Genomic DNA, 16849 nt, shown 5'->3' with positions numbered 1-16849 from the left:
ATAGCGACAGCCGCGGATTGGGAATGGTCGATGGCTCGCGGGACGCCGCCCGCGGCGACGGCGCTCGGTCGAGATGGTTGTCGAGAATGGAGCGGACCGAGCCGTAGGTCCGCGCGCCGATCTCAAGCGCGCGACCGCAGGCGGCATTGACCTGTTCCCTGCCAAATCCCTTGACCAGGCGAGTGATGCCCAGAAAGGCCCGGAAGCCCTGCTCGGAATGTGGCCGGTCAGCCAGGATCTTCTCGCACAGCAGCGCCGCGTCGGAACGCCGAGGCATCGTGGCCGATCCGCTCAATCGTCCGATCAGCGAAGCGCCGATGCGAGGATGGCATGTGATCGGGACCCTGGTGTGCCGGCCATTGCCGCTGGAACGCAAATGGACGGCGATCCATTCGCCCTTGCAGAACAACTCGACGGGTCGCTTGACGCGCGCCTCGACCTGCTCGCGCGCGAAGGGCCAGAGGAGGGAGTAATAGTGGCGATCGATCTCGACATGATAGTCGAGACCGGCACGCCGGATCCGCCATTCGGCGAAGACTTTACATTCCGCCGGCAGCGGCTTGAGCGCCGGACCGTCGACCTCCTCGAACAGCTGCCGGCACCCGACGATCGTTCAGATCGGCCAGCAATTCGCCGATTGCCGCATTCACCTTGGCCAGACTGTAGAAGGCCGAGAGGCCAGCGCTCGACAATGCGCACCGCCGCCTCGACCTTCGCCTTATCGCGCGGCCGGCGCGGCCTGGTCGGCAGCACCGAACTGCCGTAATGGGCCGCCATCCCGGCATAAGTGCGGTTGATCTGCGGATAGTAGCGGCGGCCTCCGCGACCTTCGCGTTATCAGGAACCACCAGCGCGCGCGCCGCCGAATGCCTCGAGCGTATTGAGTTGGCGGCCGAGCCAGTCGGGCAGCGTGCGCTCCAACGTGCCTCTGCTAGGACAGGCTAGACGCGCCCAGCACCGCCAGGAACAGATGCGCCTGACGCGTCCTTCCCTTGAGGCGGTCGACCATTACCGTCACCGTGTCGCCGGCATAGTCGACGAACAGCTTCTACTTGAAAGCATTTTCAGCAGGTCTTCACGGGTCAACCAAACGAGCCAGTCGTCGTCGCATATGCCCCGCGCTGGCAACCGCAGGACGGATGCATGTGGCTCTTTGTGTAGATAGCCGTTGCGATCTGCTATGCCCTTTTCGATGTTCCAGCTACCAACGAGGGCGTAAATGAAATCCGGCGACCATTGAGTCCATGCCACTCCAAATGCGATCCGACCAAGGAAGGACAGAAGACCGCGTCCCCGAAAATCCTCACGGAGCCAGAGGTCGCCGCGATATGCTACAAGCCCGGTAATGCTTCTGGCGGACGGTGCGTAGCAGCTACACGAAGAGCCAGGCCCTGCTTTAAGACCAGGGTCCGCGAAGCAGTCTCTGAGCGTCCCAAGGTGCTCATCAAGACTTGTGGTGGAGAGATCGTACAGCCGCATTGCTTGGACATGCGCTACCCTGTCTTCCCGGTCCCTGCCAATAATCCAGAAAGCCTTTCCAGGTAGAAGATCAGAACAGTCCGGACGAAAGTGTGGATAGGTCGGTGACTTTCCAGGAAGTCTGTCAGTGATCCTGACGTACTCCTCAAAATCGTCTCCCATCGTGATGTGGAGACCGGACTTACGCGCCAGCTCGTACGCTGCACAGATGAACTTCGAAATGTCTAATGTCGTTACGTTATCCTGCATGCAGATGCACCCTGACAGCTAAAGAAGTGCGGTTCTAATATAGCGGAATGCGGACCGATACTGCGAGATTTGATAGTTGACGTGACTATCGGCTCATGCTCACGTTGCACGCGCTCTCCGACCGCCATCGGCGCAAGGCCGATAGTCAAAACCGCGCTGAAGGAGAACCAACACCGAAATGGTCCTGACCTTGCCCCTTTGATCTAATCCGGTTTGAAGTTCGCTCTGGCCCATCGAGAGGACCAGGACATGAAACGCGGCCGCTTCTCTGAAGAGCAGTATCATCGGAATTTTGAAGGAACTTGAGGCCGGGGTATCGGTTGCCGATCTGTGCCGCAAGCACGTGGTCGGCGACGCCTCGATTTACAACTGGAAGGCCCGCTTCGGCGGGATGGATGTCTCCGAGGCTCTGCGACTGAAGGCTCTGGAGGACGAGAACACCCGGGTGAAGCGGCTTCTGGCCGACGCCATGCTCGACAATGCCGCGTTGAAGGATCTTGTGGGAAAGAAATGGTGACGCCCGCGGCCAAGCGGAAAGCTGTCGCTCGCCTGAAGGAAGGCTTCGGGGTGAGCGAACGGCGGGCGTGTAAAGCCATCGGCTGTTGCCGCATGACGGTTCGCTACGAGACCAGCAGGCCGGACGACCGCGAGGTTCGCGAGCCGATGAAGGCGATCGCGCAGGAGCGTCGCCGGTTCGGCTACCGGCGTCTTCTCGTGATGCTGAGGCGGGAGGGCCTGGTCGTGAACCACAAGAAGCTGTTCCGGCTCTATCGGGAGGAGAAGCTCGCCGTTCGCCGCCGTGGCGGCCGCAAGCGGGCGATCGGGACCAGGGCGCCGATGCTGGTGCCGCTGAGGCCCGACGAGCGCTGGTCGCTCGACTTCGTATCGGACCAGCTCACCGACGGGCGCCGCTTCCGCATCCTGGCCGTCGTCGACGACTGCACGAGAGAGTGCCTGTCACTCGTCGTTGATACGTCTCTCTCGGGCATGCGGGTTGCCCGCGAATTGGACCGGCTCATCACCGAGCGCGGCCGGCCCAGGATGATCGTCAGCGACAATGGCAGCGAGTTCACCTCGAACGCCATCCTCGCCTGGGCGGATCAGAACCGCGTCGAATGGCATTACATTGCGCCCGGCAAGCCGATGCAGAATGGCTTCATCGAGAGCTTCAACGGCCGACTGCGCGATGAACTGCTCAACGAGACGCTGTTCACCTCGCTGGCTCAGGCGCGCGTAGCCATCGCCCTGTGGCACGCCGACTACAACACCGCGCGGCCGCACTCCCAAATCGCCTGGCAGACCCCGGCAGAGTTCGCCAGCACCTTCAATCCGCGACGGTCGCTCGCGCTGCGCTATGCCAAAGGCTCCGGGCCAGCGCCCGTCGCTTCACCCGCCCAGCAGGGCACAACCCACGCCGGAAACGAACTCAAAACTGGATAGAAACTGGGAGCAACGTCAGTCCGACCATCGGCAGCAGCGCGCTCGAACCATGCTGCTCATGATGAAAGATGACTAGCAGGCAACGACCACACCCAGGCGTCACTTGCCCCTTACATGGGCGACCCTCACTGGTCGTGCAGACGACAACACTTGCTCGGGCTTCAGTGCGTCGCTCGGCATTAACACAACCTTAAACTATCTTCACAACCGCAAATCGCTGACAATGGTAGGTTCACCACAGCGTCTGAGGTCAGGCACGGCTGAAACAGCTGCGCCGTTCCGCTCCGACTGCCGCACACCACGCAACCTTGGGGAACAGCCAATGGCAAGAAGAGCGCTCATCCTAGTTGAAGGCCATCAGCGTATGGGTCTTCTATACGTTCAAGCGGCCCAGCGTCTCGGTCTGTATCCAATTACCCTGTCGGCTAATCCAGCTCAGTACAAATATCTTGCAGCTGAAGAGAATGAGGCAATCCGTGTGGATACAGACGATCTCGATGCGCTGATCCGTGAATGTTCCCGGCTACGTGCCAACTACGACATTGCTGGTATTACTGGCTTTTCGCGCGCCGACGAGTCGGCCTGCGTGACAGCTGGTAAGCTCGGTCAGCACTTCGATCTGCCGGGACCGAACCCTGCATCAATTGAGCGATGCTGCGACAAATCCGTTCAACGTCAGCTCCTTGCGGAGGCCGGCGTTCCAATACCTGAATTTCGCTTGGCTACCAATGCGACGGAGGCAGAAAGCTCTGCCGTGGAGATCGGCCTCCCGGTTATCCTTAAGCCAGCCGTGGGCGCCGGCAGCAGCGGTGTCCGTTTGTGCCGCAGTGTCGACGAGGTAACCGAACATATGACCTATTTGTTGGGCGGGGAGCACCTATGGCGGTCTTCGCCGAGGATACTGGTCGAAGAGTTCGCCCAGGGGCCTCTCTATATCGCTCAGATAATGGGAAATGTGGTGATTGCGATAGGCGCCGCTTTATACGGCCCACCACCGCATTTTGTCTGTCGTCAATTGAACTATCCGGCCGTGCTGACTGAGGACGAGAACAAACGTATCGCCGCTGTTTCACTGAACTGTTTGCGAGCTCTCGACCTCGGCTGGGGGCCAACGAACATTGAATTCCGGTGGACGGAGCTTGGCCCAGTCGTCATTGAAGTCAATCCGCGCCTTGCTGGCGCGCCCGATCCTCAGCTTGTTCAGCTGGCTTACGGTGTCGATCTCATCTCCGAGCACATCAAGCTTGTCATCGGCAACGAATGCAATTTGAGCAGGAGGCGTTCGCAGACTGCGGCTGCGCGTATGTTAGTCCCTGATGACGATGGCACCCTCGACTGGATAGATGGAAACAGTCAGGCGGCTGCTATATCAGGTGTCGCCGAGGTCAAATTGTATGTTGAACCCAAGACGCTGATCGTTAGGAGAGGCGATTACTTAGACAAGCTCGGACATGTCATCGCCGCGTCAGCCTGCCCCGCCCGGACGGAGGCGATACTCCAGCGTGCTGTCGACTCAATTCGTTGGTCCATCACACCATTCCCGACCCTTGGCAATTAGGTACAGTCCGTTCGGCGCAATGCCAGACATGTGGATGCAGCGGAACCATCCGGACCTCCCGTTCGAGCGTTATGCCGATGATGCCATCTGCCATTGCCGAACCGAAAACAGGCAGTGGTGCTGCGCGACGCTCTTGAAAAGCGGTTCGCAGACTGCGGGCTGACGCTACATCCCGAAAGACGAAGATCGTCTACTGTAAGGATGACGATCGACGCGGAACCATTCTAATCACAACTAGACTTCTCGGCTATACTTTCAGGTGTCGGGCGAATTGAGAAACTGACCCCCCGCATTGCCTCACGTTGATTGTTACCAATAGGGTCGCCGTCCCGAGGGGATGAAGCCGTTGTTGTCATCCTGATTCGGAGGCTGGATGGCAGGGCGGGTTAGCATGGCGACACGGTTGGAATTGGTTGAAGCGATTGTCGAGCGATATCGATCGGGCTGCGGGCCGACAAACAAGGGATTTTGGACGAGTTCGTCGCAGTCGCTATCATCGCAAACGTGCGATCCGGGTGTTGCGACCTCGGGCTGCCGGTCCGTCGCCCACCCGACAATATCCGGTGCTTTATGGCGCCGAAGTTTCTGGAGGCGCTGGTGGCATTGTGGAAGGCGTCCGATCGCCTTTGCTCGAAACGGCTGAAACCGCTGATTCCCATTTTGCTGCCGGCTCTTGAGCGGCATGGCCGGCTCGATCTGGATGGCGAACTTCGCGACAAGCTGCTGACGATCAGCGCAGCGGATGGATCGCCTGCTTTCGGAAGTGCGTGCTGTAGCTCGCGGGGGGCAGCGCCGTCGCGCCGGACTGAGTTCTGCGGTGCGTACGTCGGTTCCGGTGCGCACCTTCGGCGACTGGAATGATCCGCCGCCCGGATATGTCGAGGTCGACTTCGTTGCCCATTCCGGCACCTCTTCGTCCGGCAGCTTTGTGCAAACGATGGTCTTGACCGATATCGCCACAGGCTGGACCGAGTGCGTGCCGGTGCGGACGCGAGGAAGTGGTCTTGTCATCGCTGCCATCAAGCGGGCCAGGTCGTTGTTCCCCTTTCCGCTCAAGGCGTGGACTTTGACAATGACAGCGCCTTCATGAATGAACTCGTGGTCTCCTGGTGCAGAAGTCAAGGATTGGAAGTGACGCGTTCCCGTGCTTATCGGAAGAATGATCAGGCATGGGTCGAGCAGAAGAACGGTGCCATCGTTCGTCGCCTGGTCGGCTATGGCAGGTTCGTGGGTGCGGAAGCCACGGCGGCGCTTGTTCGTCTCTATGACGCAGTGCGGCTGCACGGCAATCTCTTCCAGCCCTCGTTCAAGCTGCGAGAGAAGACCCGTATCGGCGCGCGTGTGATTAAGCGCTATCATCCGCCAGCGCCGCCGGTCGAGCGTGCCATCCAGAGGTGGCGGAGGACGACAAGGAGCTGTTGCGTTGCGTGCGATGCTCGCAACGGCGGACCCGGTGATGCTGTTCACCGGCATCCGTGCGGCACAGGAAGATCTGGGAAGACGGGTCGATCGTCGTGGAGTGCAAACAACGCCACAGGAACCGGTCGTCATCGATCTGCAGCGCTTTACCGCAAATCTGAAGACGGCTTGGCAGGGCGGTGAGGTGCGACCCACCCATAAAAGGCCTTATCGGCGGACAAAGCCTTATCCGAAGAGACCGAGCATGCTTGAGCCCTATGAGGCTCAGATTCGGGCACGGTGCTGCAGCGGCTGATGAACGTCGATCAAAGACGGTTCACGAACAAAAGCCTGCGGACGGTGCAAATAGCGGTGAAAGCCTGGCGTAAAGAGACAGCCGTTGAAATAACCAATGGCGACTAGATGGCGATCTCCCCGCTTCTTCAACCCGCCACATCGTAAGGTAACATTCTTCGGGTGAGGCAACAGGGGGGGCAGTTTCTCAATTCGCTTGACTTTCAGGCCGAGGCTTGCGCGCCGAAGAGGCGGAAAGGTGGGCGTCTCGTTTAGCCCCGCGGCCAGTGACAAAGCTCTCATGGCGACGCAAGAGCACCGTCGATTTAGGCTCTCTCGGACCGGTCGGCAAATCGGCCACCGAGGTCCGTTCCCGCCCCCCAGGATTCGATGGATCCAGAAGCCGTCGAGACCCGCCTCCTGAATGACCACAAGCGCAAAGTCCCGGCCGGTGCGCGCCTGTGCCTTGTCCTGAAGCCGGGCAAAGCGGCCGAAGGGATCGAAAGCCATGTCGTCGACGCCGCCTCGATTGCCACGCCGCGCCGGCGGCGTCGTGCCAAGACCGACAAGATCGATGGTGAGGCGTTGGTGCGTGAGCTGCTCGCCTACAAACGAGGCGAGCCGCGCGTGTGCGCGATGGTTAGGGTACCGAGCGTCAAGGAGGAGGACCATCGGCGCATCGGCCGTGAACGCAAGGCTCTGGTTGGTCAGCGGACCTGCCATGTCAACCGGATCAAGGGCCTGCTGTTTGCTCAGGGCATCACCGGCTACGAGCCGCTGGGACGTGACCGGCGACATCGGCTTGAGGAATTGAGGACCGGCGACGGCCGCGCACTGCCAGAACATCTGAAGGGGCAAATCCGTCGCGAGCTCGACCGACTCGAACTGGTGATAGCCCAAATCAAAGAGGTGCAGGCCGAGCGCGACGCTCTGCTGGCAATCGAAGTCGCCGAAACTCCAGCAGCGACATTGCTCGATCTCAAGGGCATCGGCCCCGACTGTGCCGCCATCCTCTACTCGGAAGGTCTGTTCCGGCACTTCGATAATCGCCGGCAGGTCGCCGCCTATGCCGGGCTCGCGCCAACGCCTTGGCAGAGCGCATTGGTCCAGCGCCAGCAAGGCGTCTCGAAGGCCGGCAACCCCGACTGCGAACGACGATGATCGAGTTGGCCTGGCTGTGGCTGCGCAATCAACCGAGTTCAGCGCTTACCCGCTGGTTCCATGAACGCGTGATGCGCAACCAAGGGCGCCTCAAAAAGACAACCATCGTCGCCCTTGCAAGGAAGCTGCTCGTGGCGCTGTGGAAATACGTGACCGCGGGCGTCGTCATCGAAGGTGCTGTCATGAAGGCGTCTGACGAGATCACACCGATACACTCATCCCTCGAGGCCTGATCAGCCTCGGCGGATCCAGGAGGCGAACCGAGATCCCAGCTGGCTAGAATGCCGTATCAAAGATGGGTCTCGCCTTCTGGGCCCCTGCCGCCGCAAGGGATATTGGTGCAGCCGTCTGAAGCGGCGACCGTATGTGAGTTTGATTAGGCTCGATTGACCGAGCCGTGTCACGCAATCGGGCCCAGCTCTGGATTCCGCCACCAATTGGGAGCAATACGATGCCGTCCTAACACACCTCTTGACCTCAGCATCGTCATGTGAGCCTGGGATCAAACAGCTAGGCTGGGCCAGCAGCTTTGATGTCGCATTTTTTGGAGCACAGATATGATGCGGGCATTCCGCACCTGTTTCCCTACTGCCCCCAAGACAGGCGGGCCGATCGATTTTCCACCATAGCGCAAGTCGTTTAGTTCGTGATTGCGCCAACGATCATCGGGCCACTTCCAAGGCTTCATGTCTTCGATTTCAGTCACAGACGTCTTCTTACTTCATCTCGGCCGGCGCGATTTAGACCGGGTTGGCTTTGCCCACTCGCATCACTGCGGGCGTCGGACCGGTTTCAGCATGATCCGCAATGCTGTCGCTTGCTCGATTGCTTCCGTCGAATAGAGGAGTGGCTTGTATTTGCCGTTTTGCCAATCTTCCTTCATGTTGCTGTAGTTCGGCGACTCCGGATCGCCCGACTGCCCAGGAAAATTTATAAAAAGACTGTTGTCCCAGTTTCCTACATCGATGACCATTCGCACGGACGGGCCTGCGATGGTCTGATAGTCGTCGGGCCGGTAGACAGCACACATCGGTGTTGAGCCGCTGCCGCCAAGCTCCATAGGTTCTAGGTCGAAGGACGCCGACAGTTCGGGGAAAGCGCGGCTCAGCGCATGCTCAAGAGATAGCTTATGGAGCTTGCCCCATTGCCAAAGTCTAGGGGCTCCTCCGAAGCGGGTTTCGCAGTCGCGCCATGCCGCCCCCAGCGTATGCTGAAAAATGTCCCGGCGCGCCGCGTCGGCATTGCTCTCCAACCATTCCTCGGGCCTTTCCGAAAACGAGAGCACGGATTGGATGTCGCCGGGCTGCAGTAGAGCGTCGATCTTATCGCCTTTCGTGAAAGCCTGATAAAGCGCCGGTTTCAGGTGACTTGTGATCCAGGTCTCGAAAAGTGCGGCTGGCGACGACTCTGGATCCGTCACACAGTCCCAAGCGAGCATATGGGCTGCCGCACGGCCCGCTGCCTCGTTTTCGAACCGCAGATGGCGGAGGATCGCCTGCATGCGCTCCGCTGGGATCGAATAAAGATCATTCTGAAGTGCACAAGAGTCGCCGAGTGTGTGTTTCGGCTGGCCATCCAAAACGCGGCAAATGCGTTGCGCCCGGCTTCGGTCGCTCCATTCGTATCCGATCGGTGGATTGTCCACCTTCCAGCCCGACGGCAGATTCATCTCGTTGGCTGTCGCAAGGAAGCCCCGTTCGGGATTTCGGGCCGACGGCAAATCTTCAGGCGCCACATAGCCGCTCCACTCGTAGCGTCCGTCGCCCGGCACAGGCAAAAGTCCGTTCCAGTTGGGCCGGATCGGGATCTTGCCGGCCGTCTGCCAACCAATCGTCCCGGTTACGTCGGCATAGAGGTGATTGGTCGAAGGCGTTCCCCAGTTGCGCAGGGCCTTCCGGTATTCGTCGAAGGATTTGGCGCGCACGGCGGAGAGGCTTGCAAGGTAGGGAGCCGACCCCGGTTCGCTCCAAAGGGTGCGAATGGCAAAAGCCTTCCGGCTTTCCCTATCCTCGTAGACGACTGGACCATGCCGAGTGAAGCGCAAGGGTAGGATCTGCGGCACGCAACCCTTCACATCGAACACTTCCTCAACTGCCGTCATGGTCGCCCAGCCGTCGCCATAGCGGTAGGCGACCGAATCGCCAGGTTTCGTCTCGTAGACGTAGACATCCTCCTGGTCGGCGGGGAAAATGGTGAGCGAGAAAGCGCTGCGACCATTATGCCCCAGAGAGATGCCGGGCACGGCAGGCTCGCCCGCGCCAATCGCATCGAAGCCAGGCATCGAGAGGTGCACCATGTAGCGGAGCGCCGGTACCGCTTGTGGCCTGTGCGGGTCCATCGCCATAATGGGACGGCCGGTTGCGCTTCGTAAGCGCGAGACGGCCCAGTTATTCGAACCTTCCGACTCGATTGCCTGTACGACCTCTCCCAGCGTATCGACGCGATTCCAGAGAGCGGCCATCTCCAGGCGGGCAGTGAGGCGTTCCTGACTGAAGGTGACGGAAGCGGTCGCCAAATTGAAGGCATTGATGACGGCAAGAGGAATGGCCCTCAATGCCAGGTTGGGATCGGTAGCGGGCTGAACCTGAGGTTCAAGATATCTGCGTAGGGCATCCACCCTCGTTCCTGCCCTTGCCAGAACATTCGCCCGCACAATCTCAGAGACCCCATTGCGTATAATGCCGTGGCTTCGGATGCGTACGACGTCTTCGGCTTTCCAGCGCGACGGACTAGTGCCGAGCTTCCCGAACTCGGGAGGAAGCCTTTCCTGGCCGCGCTTCACGCGGTCCACGTAGGCATTAATCCCGGTGACAAATGCTTGGCAAATCGCATTGGCGTCAGGCGAATATGCCGCCCACTCGGCTGCCATGTCTCCGCGGTACATGAAAAGACGGGAAGCGCGATCTTGCTCGAGGAATCCGGGACCGAAATCCGCCGCTAATAGTCCGAGTCCTCGCTTGCGCCAAAGGTCAATCTGCCACAGGCGATCGCGCGCGGCGTTGTAACCCTGTGCGAAGAAGAGATCCTCCAAGCCATGCGCGCGAATGTGGGCCAGCCCCCATCTATCGATAGCAATTTCGACCGGTTCATTGAGGCCGCTGACCTCGATGCTTCTGATTGACTGAGTTGCTTGTCCATGTGTCGATAGCATGAAGAACCTATTTGCTCTGGGCCGTGCCCGCGTGGCCCGTGAAAAAGTTAACGCCGCTACATACTATGGCTCGGGATTGCGGACCGAGCTTGTCGACCGCTCAATCCGAAAGCGATAGGTGGACGCTCCCCCGCGTGCAGCTGGAGGGACGCGTTGCTCGGCTGACATCGCAATCTCATCCTCCGCTTCTTTCAATTGATGGGATGCCGCTCTTACAACGTCGGATTCCGCTTCCGGTAGACCACTTGAGGCCGCAACCAGTGGCCCGCGCCGAACTCGGGGTTCTCGTAGTCGCCCGCGGGATCATAAATCATGCCGATCTTCTGCATGACCTTTTGGCTCGGCTCGTTCTCCTTGGCTGTGAAGGCCGCGACCTCCGGCAGACCGATTGACCAGGCGTACTCGAGCCATGCCCGCGCACCTTCGGTCGCGAATCCTTTGCCCCAATGTTCCTTTGCGAGCACCCATCCGATTTCGACGCTCCGATGGCTGGGAATTGCCGCCTGCACCGCCTCTGAGAAGACGCCGAGCCCGATCATACCGATAAGCTCGCCGCTGCCCTTCAGCTCAGCGGCCTGAAAATGAAACCCGTTGGTCCGGGCACGCTCGATCGCAACGTCGATCTTGACATTCGCTTCCTCGACCGTCAGCACTTTGGGAAAGAAGCGTCTGACGTGCGCGTCACTGTAAATTCGTGCCATTGGGCCCCGGTCTTTGTCCTCCCAGGGACGCAATATGAGACGTTCAGTCGTCAGCCTCATCGGTCAAACTCATCCATCTTTCTAAACGGATGTCGGCAAAGCGCAAACGCCTCCTTGGCGCCCTTCAGGAAATGCACCGACGGGACCAAAAAAACTGGTCGGACAATCTGGTTGCCAGCCATGCAAGTTGAGAGGCCGCAGTTATCGGCAGGCGTTCCATAGTTTCAGCTCCGCAGCTATTTACGCTGGATGTTGTCACCTCGTGCACGGGTGCACAAAGCTATCGATTGCAGGGTTGCGGCCATGGCGCCGTCCTCGACCGGTATCGCCCAAAATCTATCACACCAACAAAAGGCTGAATGTTAATTTGAGCGAAGGGTATCTTAATTTTCTTTTCGGCAAACGTAACATTAAAAAATTTGTTTTGAGTCTGAACGTTTGGACATTTCCGTGATCCGACGTGTCTTGCTTTGACCTGCCACGGGTAATTTACTTCACCTGAGATTGGAGTCGGGCCTCGATTGAAGGACGGACAGATGAAGGGAAAGCGTTTCACGGAATCATCGCGGTTTTCCGCGAGCATGAGGCGGGTGCGAAGGCGGGCGATCTGGTCCGCCAGCACGGGAAGGCGGGATGGAAGTCTCTGATGCCAAGCGGCTGAAGGCCCTAGAAGGAGAACGCAAAGCTCAAGAAGCTGCTCCCCGACCAGATGAGAAGCCTCGGCACTGGGAGCTTCTGTCAAAAAATGTATGGTCTGCCCCGTCCGTGCAAGGTGTCGCGACATCACGAATGACGATTTCAGTTGCATAAATGTGTCCGGCCTCTCGCGACTGGACTCCTGTTGCAGCCAGGCCACTGACGAGATCCGCGCACGCCGTTCCCAATTCGGGCACGAAGCCCGCTTTTTTGCACAGGGCGTACGGCATGCTGGTCCACTGTTTCGTTATCTCGATTCACGAGCCTTGCAATCGAGCCGCAAGCATCAGCGAAAGCAGGATCTCTGCGTTCGTAGAGTGCACCCGGCTTGGTTAAACCACTCAGACAATGCGTGGCATCTTGGCGGCAAGTGCGACGACTGCTTTGTGCGGATGCATGCGACACTAAAGGCCCGTTGAGCCAGCTTACAAAGCTATCGCGCGTTCGGTCCAGATGCCGAAACCAGGATCGCGCTCCATGTACCAGGAGCTTTCTCACATAGCAGTTCCCCGCTTGCTGATGCCAGCAACGTCTGTTTTCCTCCGGTCGAGTATTGTCTGGGCACCAAGCCCAGCCATGCCGCAGCGGGCTGTGCGAAACTGCTACCCGTTGCCGATAGCGGCGAGCGAAGCAGTCGCACCTAATGCGCCGATACCAGGATTGTCATAGTCGGCGTGCCACCTCCTCTCGATCGGTAATCGCTTCGATCTCTCCTTCGTCACTTGGCGGATACGCTCTTCAAGGCGAGAGAGATCGGTGTTTAGATCGCCCAGCAGTCGGCGACAAATCGTTCTCCTCGTCATTCAAAGCGTCCGCAGATCAAATTTGAACAATCCCGCGCCTTGACGCAAAGGCCGCCGTATTCGAGGCAGAAAGCCCGCATCTGTTTGATCAACCGCGTCCTCGAGTCGATCATCTGGTCGCGATCCGGTGCAGCGCAAGATCGACCTGATCAGTTTCCTTCACGGTGATGAACCGGCCGCGTCCGTAGCCTCCACGATCGCCTCAGCGTCGATGATGTCGTTTTTGTTCGACTCCACATAAGGCTCACATGAGGAGGATTGGATCAAGTATGGATTTTCAGGTCATCGTTGGCAAACGCGTGTCGCAGTCGACCTGCGCGCTTAAGCTCACATGCGGTCGCCGAAATAACGGCTGCACCAGAATTCCATTCGCGAATTTCCTGAACAGGGCTTCGGATCACAAGGGCCGGCAAAACCGGGGCCAACGCCGTTGAGCTCGAGCAACATCCGAACCGGCTCCAGTGCGGAGCTGGCGGCCGGAGCCTCCAAGAGTCATCACGCTCCGCCTTCACGGCCTCGATCTGCCGGTTAAGCAGCTCGATGACTTCCAGCTCGCGCAGGGCCAGCGTCTTGAGATGTCGGAAGCGGCCGCCCGTCTCCTATGCGCAGAGCCTTCAGGCGATCCCGGCGGTCATTGTTCAGAGGATCGTACCCGCCGTCCCTTGCGACAAGAACAGACCCTTCAACCGGTTTACATGACGGATAGTCTCTCCGATCAGAGTCTTCAGTTCTGGCAAAGGCGCCGACGATCCGCTTCTTCCGGTGTCGGTACGCAAACCATCAAACAGACCCGCGGTTCGCCCCTTTCCACGCCATGAGTGTGCGAACAAGCGCCTCCCCCGTCGATCCGATCTGTCTTGGTGCGGCGATGCCTGCGCGAAACCGCGATCGAAGCTGGGTCAACGACGTGGCTCTCGATCCCTTCCGCGATCAGGCCGCGGTGAATCCAGAACCCGTCCAGTCCGGCTTCCTGGATCACGATCAATGGGACAATCCGGCCGGTCCGGCGGCGGACATGGCGTTGCAGATCCGAAAAGCGCTCCAGCAGTCCGGCATATCCCCACCCCGCACCTGTTGCGTCGACAGCTTGGATCCCACGGGGGCCGCAATGTCACCAGCCACGTTGAGCGGCTGAGCTCCAGAGAAACGGAAATCGCGCCGCACCCAACGGTCGCAAGCGTATGTGCGGTGGTCATTCTGGCAGCCTGCATGGCAAAGGTCTCCGTCGAGGAAGTGAGCGGCCCAACTCTTCCGAGTTAGGCGCGCGCGTCTCCTCCTCATGGAATCTTCACGAATTGCGCGGGGATCAAGCGCACCTTGACCAAGTGCCCGTATCTTCCGGGCGAGCCACTATGAACCTGCGCAGGATTCCATGTATGCTCGGATCTGCGGGTGTAATGAACTGCAGAAGGGTGTCTCGCCGAAAGCGAGCTTTCTGATCAGGCGTGCCGTCGCAGCTGGTCAAGTCCGGGAACTGCTGGATAAATTCTGGCGGGGCTCCTTTGCCGCTGCTTTCTTGTCGAGGCCCTTTTTTTCGGGTCTCGTATTCCTGATCGAGTTCGTGCCGGACGGCGGTCATCTGGCGGCGCTCGAAATCGGTGATCCTGATTGCCCGCCACCGCTCGGTAGCTCGGATCATGGCGCTGAACATAAGCTTGAGAACGGGCTTCTCGCCGAGGGCATTGGGAAGGGTCTTTAGCCTGCGCCGCTCCTCGACGAACAGACGTTCCAGAAGATTGGTGGTACTGATGGCGGCGGTGAGTGCTCGGCAATCAGATGCGCGATTGCCGCTTCGAAGTCGTCCATGAAGCAGGCGGCCGCGCTCGGGCCTCGTAGTCGTTCACCAGACCGGCGGCGAGATCGCGGGCAATGGCGCGCGAGGGAGCCTGATAAGCCGCGGTGGCGCGGGCCTTGAACTCGGGCCAGCGGTCTGCCGGCACCTTGGCGGCGACATTGCGCATCCGGTGCCCCAGGCAGCGCTGACGCTCCGAGCGCGGAAAGCAGGTCTCGATCGCCTTAATGATGCCGGCTGCCCCGTCGCACACGACGAGCAGCGGATCGCCGAGCCCGCAGCCGCGCATGTCCTGGAAGAATGCGCTCACCGTCTCGGCGTCCTCCTTGAAACCCGCCATCAGATGCAGAAGTACTTTGGCGCCAGATGCCGTAAACCCCAGGCGGCCAGCACCGGCTGGCGCTTCTGCCCGGAGCGGATCCGTTACGCGATGCCGTCGACGAACAGATAGGCGATCTCATATTCGCCAAGATCACGCGTGGCGAACTCCTGGTAGTCTGCCGGCCGGTCTCGCTGACCGCGGTTTTCGACAGGAGCAGCCGCCCCGGTTCATCGCCGAAGGCGTCCTCAATTCGCGCACCGAAAGACCGCGTGCCAGCAGTTCCACCGCGCGGTCCTCGAGCGCCTCCGTGCGTCCCTTCACATACTCGCCGGACGGCACACCGCGGCCCGTCACCTGCGGGGGCCGAGTATTCCACGAAGCCTTCCGCCGTCTTAAGGCGCCCGCTGCGCAGGCCGTTGCGGTAACCCTGGCCGGCTCGGCGCCGGGTTCGTAATAGTCCCGCCCGACCGCATCCCGGCTTTCCCCCTCCAGTGCTTCCTCCAGGATCAGGCGGGTCGCAAGCTTCATAATCAGGTCGGAAAGGGATTGGCGCGTGCGCGTCCATGCCGATATTCCATCGTCATGCACCCGCCCTCAATTTCCAGATGGGGTATTCGGCTCGGAGCCTCATCTTTGGTGACGACGCCTGGCTGAGGTGCTGCGCTCGAGCTGATCATAAACGTGGTCTGTGAGGAACAGCCACAAGCATCAGGAAAGGATTGCAGCGCGAAACACTATGCCGGATTGGACTGCTCGGTGAAAGAGCCGGCGGTGTGCATCATCGATGAAGCAGGCAAGGTGTACCGGGCAATGAAAGTGGCAAGCCATCCCGTGGATTTGCGCGGGTGCTCGAGGATCCTGCTTGGGATTTTGAGCGGATCGGGCTTGAAGCCGGACCTTTATCCAATGGCTGTTCGAGCGTCTTGCCAAAGCTGGCTTGCCGGTGATCTGCATCGAGACCCGGCACATCAAGGCATTTCTCCAGGCCCAGCCGAACAAATCCGATCGCATCTATTCCTGCGGTGCCCAGATGGTGCGAAACGTCGGGCACTGCTGTCGGCACGCAAGCTGCTGCAGGACAGGGCGATTGCCATCGAGAAGGACATCCGCGGGATCTGCGCAATTTCGGGGCTCAAGGTGGGCATGGTCAGTGCCGCAAAATTCGAGCAACGCATCCACGAGCTCGCCGAAGGCCTGCCCGACCTGATCGAGCTCCTTGAGCCGCTGCTCGATGCACGAAGCAAGCTGCGCCAGCACTTTGCCGCCCTTCACCGAAACGTTCTGGTGCTCGCTCGGGAGGATGGGAGGTGCCGTCTGATGACGGTCCCAGGGGGTCGGGCCGGTCGCGGCGCTAGCCTACACCGCAACCATGGACATTGCGATCCGCTCCGCAGCTTCAAAGCTGTTGGCCCGGTCCTGGGCCTGACACCGATGCTTAGTGAGTCGGGCGAAAGCCGCCGGGTCGGCCGCATCTCGCTGTGCGGCGACGCCATGGTGCGCGCGCTGCTCTATGAAGCCGCGCAGGTCCTGCTGGCGCGCGTGTCCAAGTGGTCGTGACTAAAGGCTTGGTCGATAATATCGTCAAGCGGCGTGGCATGCGAAAAGCAATCGTCGTGCTTGCACGGCGGTTGGCGGTGATCATGCATCGCATGTGGAGCGACGGAATACAGTTCCGCTGGACCAGGAAGGAACTCATGCCGAACCAAACCTAGCCTGCCGCCGTGCTCGCGCTCGTAAAGGGCGCCAAGTCCCTACGCGATGGCGCTGTCGGGACCCACCCTTGACGACCACTGCGCAAGGCGGCC

The 16849-nt window shown here is 59.9% G+C and carries 8 protein-coding genes and 4 pseudogenes; 5 read left to right on the top strand and 7 right to left on the bottom strand.

What is annotated here, in order from left to right; genetic code table 11:
* Window positions 1-61: 61 nt before the first annotated feature.
* Window positions 62-1066, bottom strand: a pseudogene (locus tag EJ070_RS01985) (IS21 family transposase); the annotation flags it as partial.
* The gene (locus EJ070_RS01980) at window positions 1015-1728 is read right to left on the bottom strand and encodes a hypothetical protein (protein WP_126038098.1); all 714 of its coding nucleotides are present in this window, start codon (window positions 1726-1728) and stop codon (window positions 1015-1017) included. The gene EJ070_RS01980 and the pseudogene EJ070_RS01985, both read right to left, overlap by 52 nt.
* Before the next feature lie 249 nt (window positions 1729-1977).
* Here EJ070_RS01980 and EJ070_RS01975 point away from each other — a divergent pair.
* Window positions 1978-3168 (top strand): annotated as a pseudogene (locus EJ070_RS01975) (IS3 family transposase).
* A gap of 322 nt (window positions 3169-3490) precedes the next feature.
* Entirely contained in the window at window positions 3491-4726 is a 1236-nt protein-coding gene (locus EJ070_RS01970; protein ID WP_126038100.1) for an acetyl-CoA carboxylase biotin carboxylase subunit family protein, read from the top strand.
* 309 nt (window positions 4727-5035) lie between these two features.
* Here the strand turns inward: EJ070_RS01970 and EJ070_RS01960 are convergent, their stop codons facing one another.
* Complete coding sequence (locus EJ070_RS01960; RefSeq protein WP_189350321.1) at window positions 5036-6193, bottom strand: hypothetical protein; 1158 nt, start codon at window positions 6191-6193, stop codon at window positions 5036-5038.
* A 717-nt stretch (window positions 6194-6910) separates the two neighbouring features.
* Between EJ070_RS01960 and EJ070_RS01950 the strand changes: the two are divergent.
* Window positions 6911-7812 (top strand): annotated as a pseudogene (locus tag EJ070_RS01950) (IS110 family transposase); the annotation flags it as partial.
* Between the two features lie 536 nt (window positions 7813-8348).
* Here the strand turns inward: EJ070_RS01950 and EJ070_RS01945 are convergent.
* The 3 genes and pseudogenes from EJ070_RS01945 to EJ070_RS36850 form a co-directional block, all read right to left on the bottom strand.
* Window positions 8349-10730, bottom strand: coding sequence for a penicillin acylase family protein (locus EJ070_RS01945; RefSeq protein ID WP_126038109.1), 2382 nt, complete (start codon window positions 10728-10730; stop codon window positions 8349-8351).
* Between the two features lie 212 nt (window positions 10731-10942).
* A complete protein-coding gene (locus EJ070_RS01940; RefSeq protein WP_126038112.1) occupies window positions 10943-11491 on the bottom strand; it encodes a GNAT family N-acetyltransferase in 549 nt (182 codons plus the stop codon).
* A 1839-nt stretch (window positions 11492-13330) separates the two neighbouring features.
* Window positions 13331-14126, bottom strand: a pseudogene (locus EJ070_RS36850) (IS110 family transposase); the annotation flags it as partial.
* A 176-nt stretch (window positions 14127-14302) separates the two neighbouring features.
* On the opposite strand from EJ070_RS36850, the gene EJ070_RS01930 reads away from it, so the two are divergent.
* Window positions 14303-14629: a hypothetical protein gene (locus tag EJ070_RS01930; protein ID WP_126038116.1), complete on the top strand. Its 327-nt coding sequence runs from the start codon at window positions 14303-14305 to the stop codon at window positions 14627-14629.
* Window positions 14630-14702: 73 nt separating this feature from the next.
* Here the strand turns inward: EJ070_RS01930 and EJ070_RS01925 are convergent, their stop codons facing one another.
* Window positions 14703-15104 (bottom strand): transposase, encoded by a 402-nt coding sequence (locus EJ070_RS01925; protein ID WP_281015654.1) that lies wholly within the window; start codon window positions 15102-15104, stop codon window positions 14703-14705.
* Between the two features lie 696 nt (window positions 15105-15800).
* Between EJ070_RS01925 and EJ070_RS01920 the strand changes: the two genes are divergently transcribed.
* Entirely contained in the window at window positions 15801-16601 is an 801-nt protein-coding gene (locus tag EJ070_RS01920; protein WP_126038122.1) for a transposase, read from the top strand.
* The last annotated feature ends 248 nt before the right edge of the window (window positions 16602-16849 follow it).

Origin of the sequence: Mesorhizobium sp. M1E.F.Ca.ET.045.02.1.1, assembly GCF_003952485.1 — a bacterium.
Classification (GTDB): domain Bacteria; phylum Pseudomonadota; class Alphaproteobacteria; order Rhizobiales; family Rhizobiaceae; genus Mesorhizobium.
The sequence above is the reverse complement of the archived record's forward strand: the minus strand, read 5'-3'. Positions and strand labels throughout refer to the sequence as shown.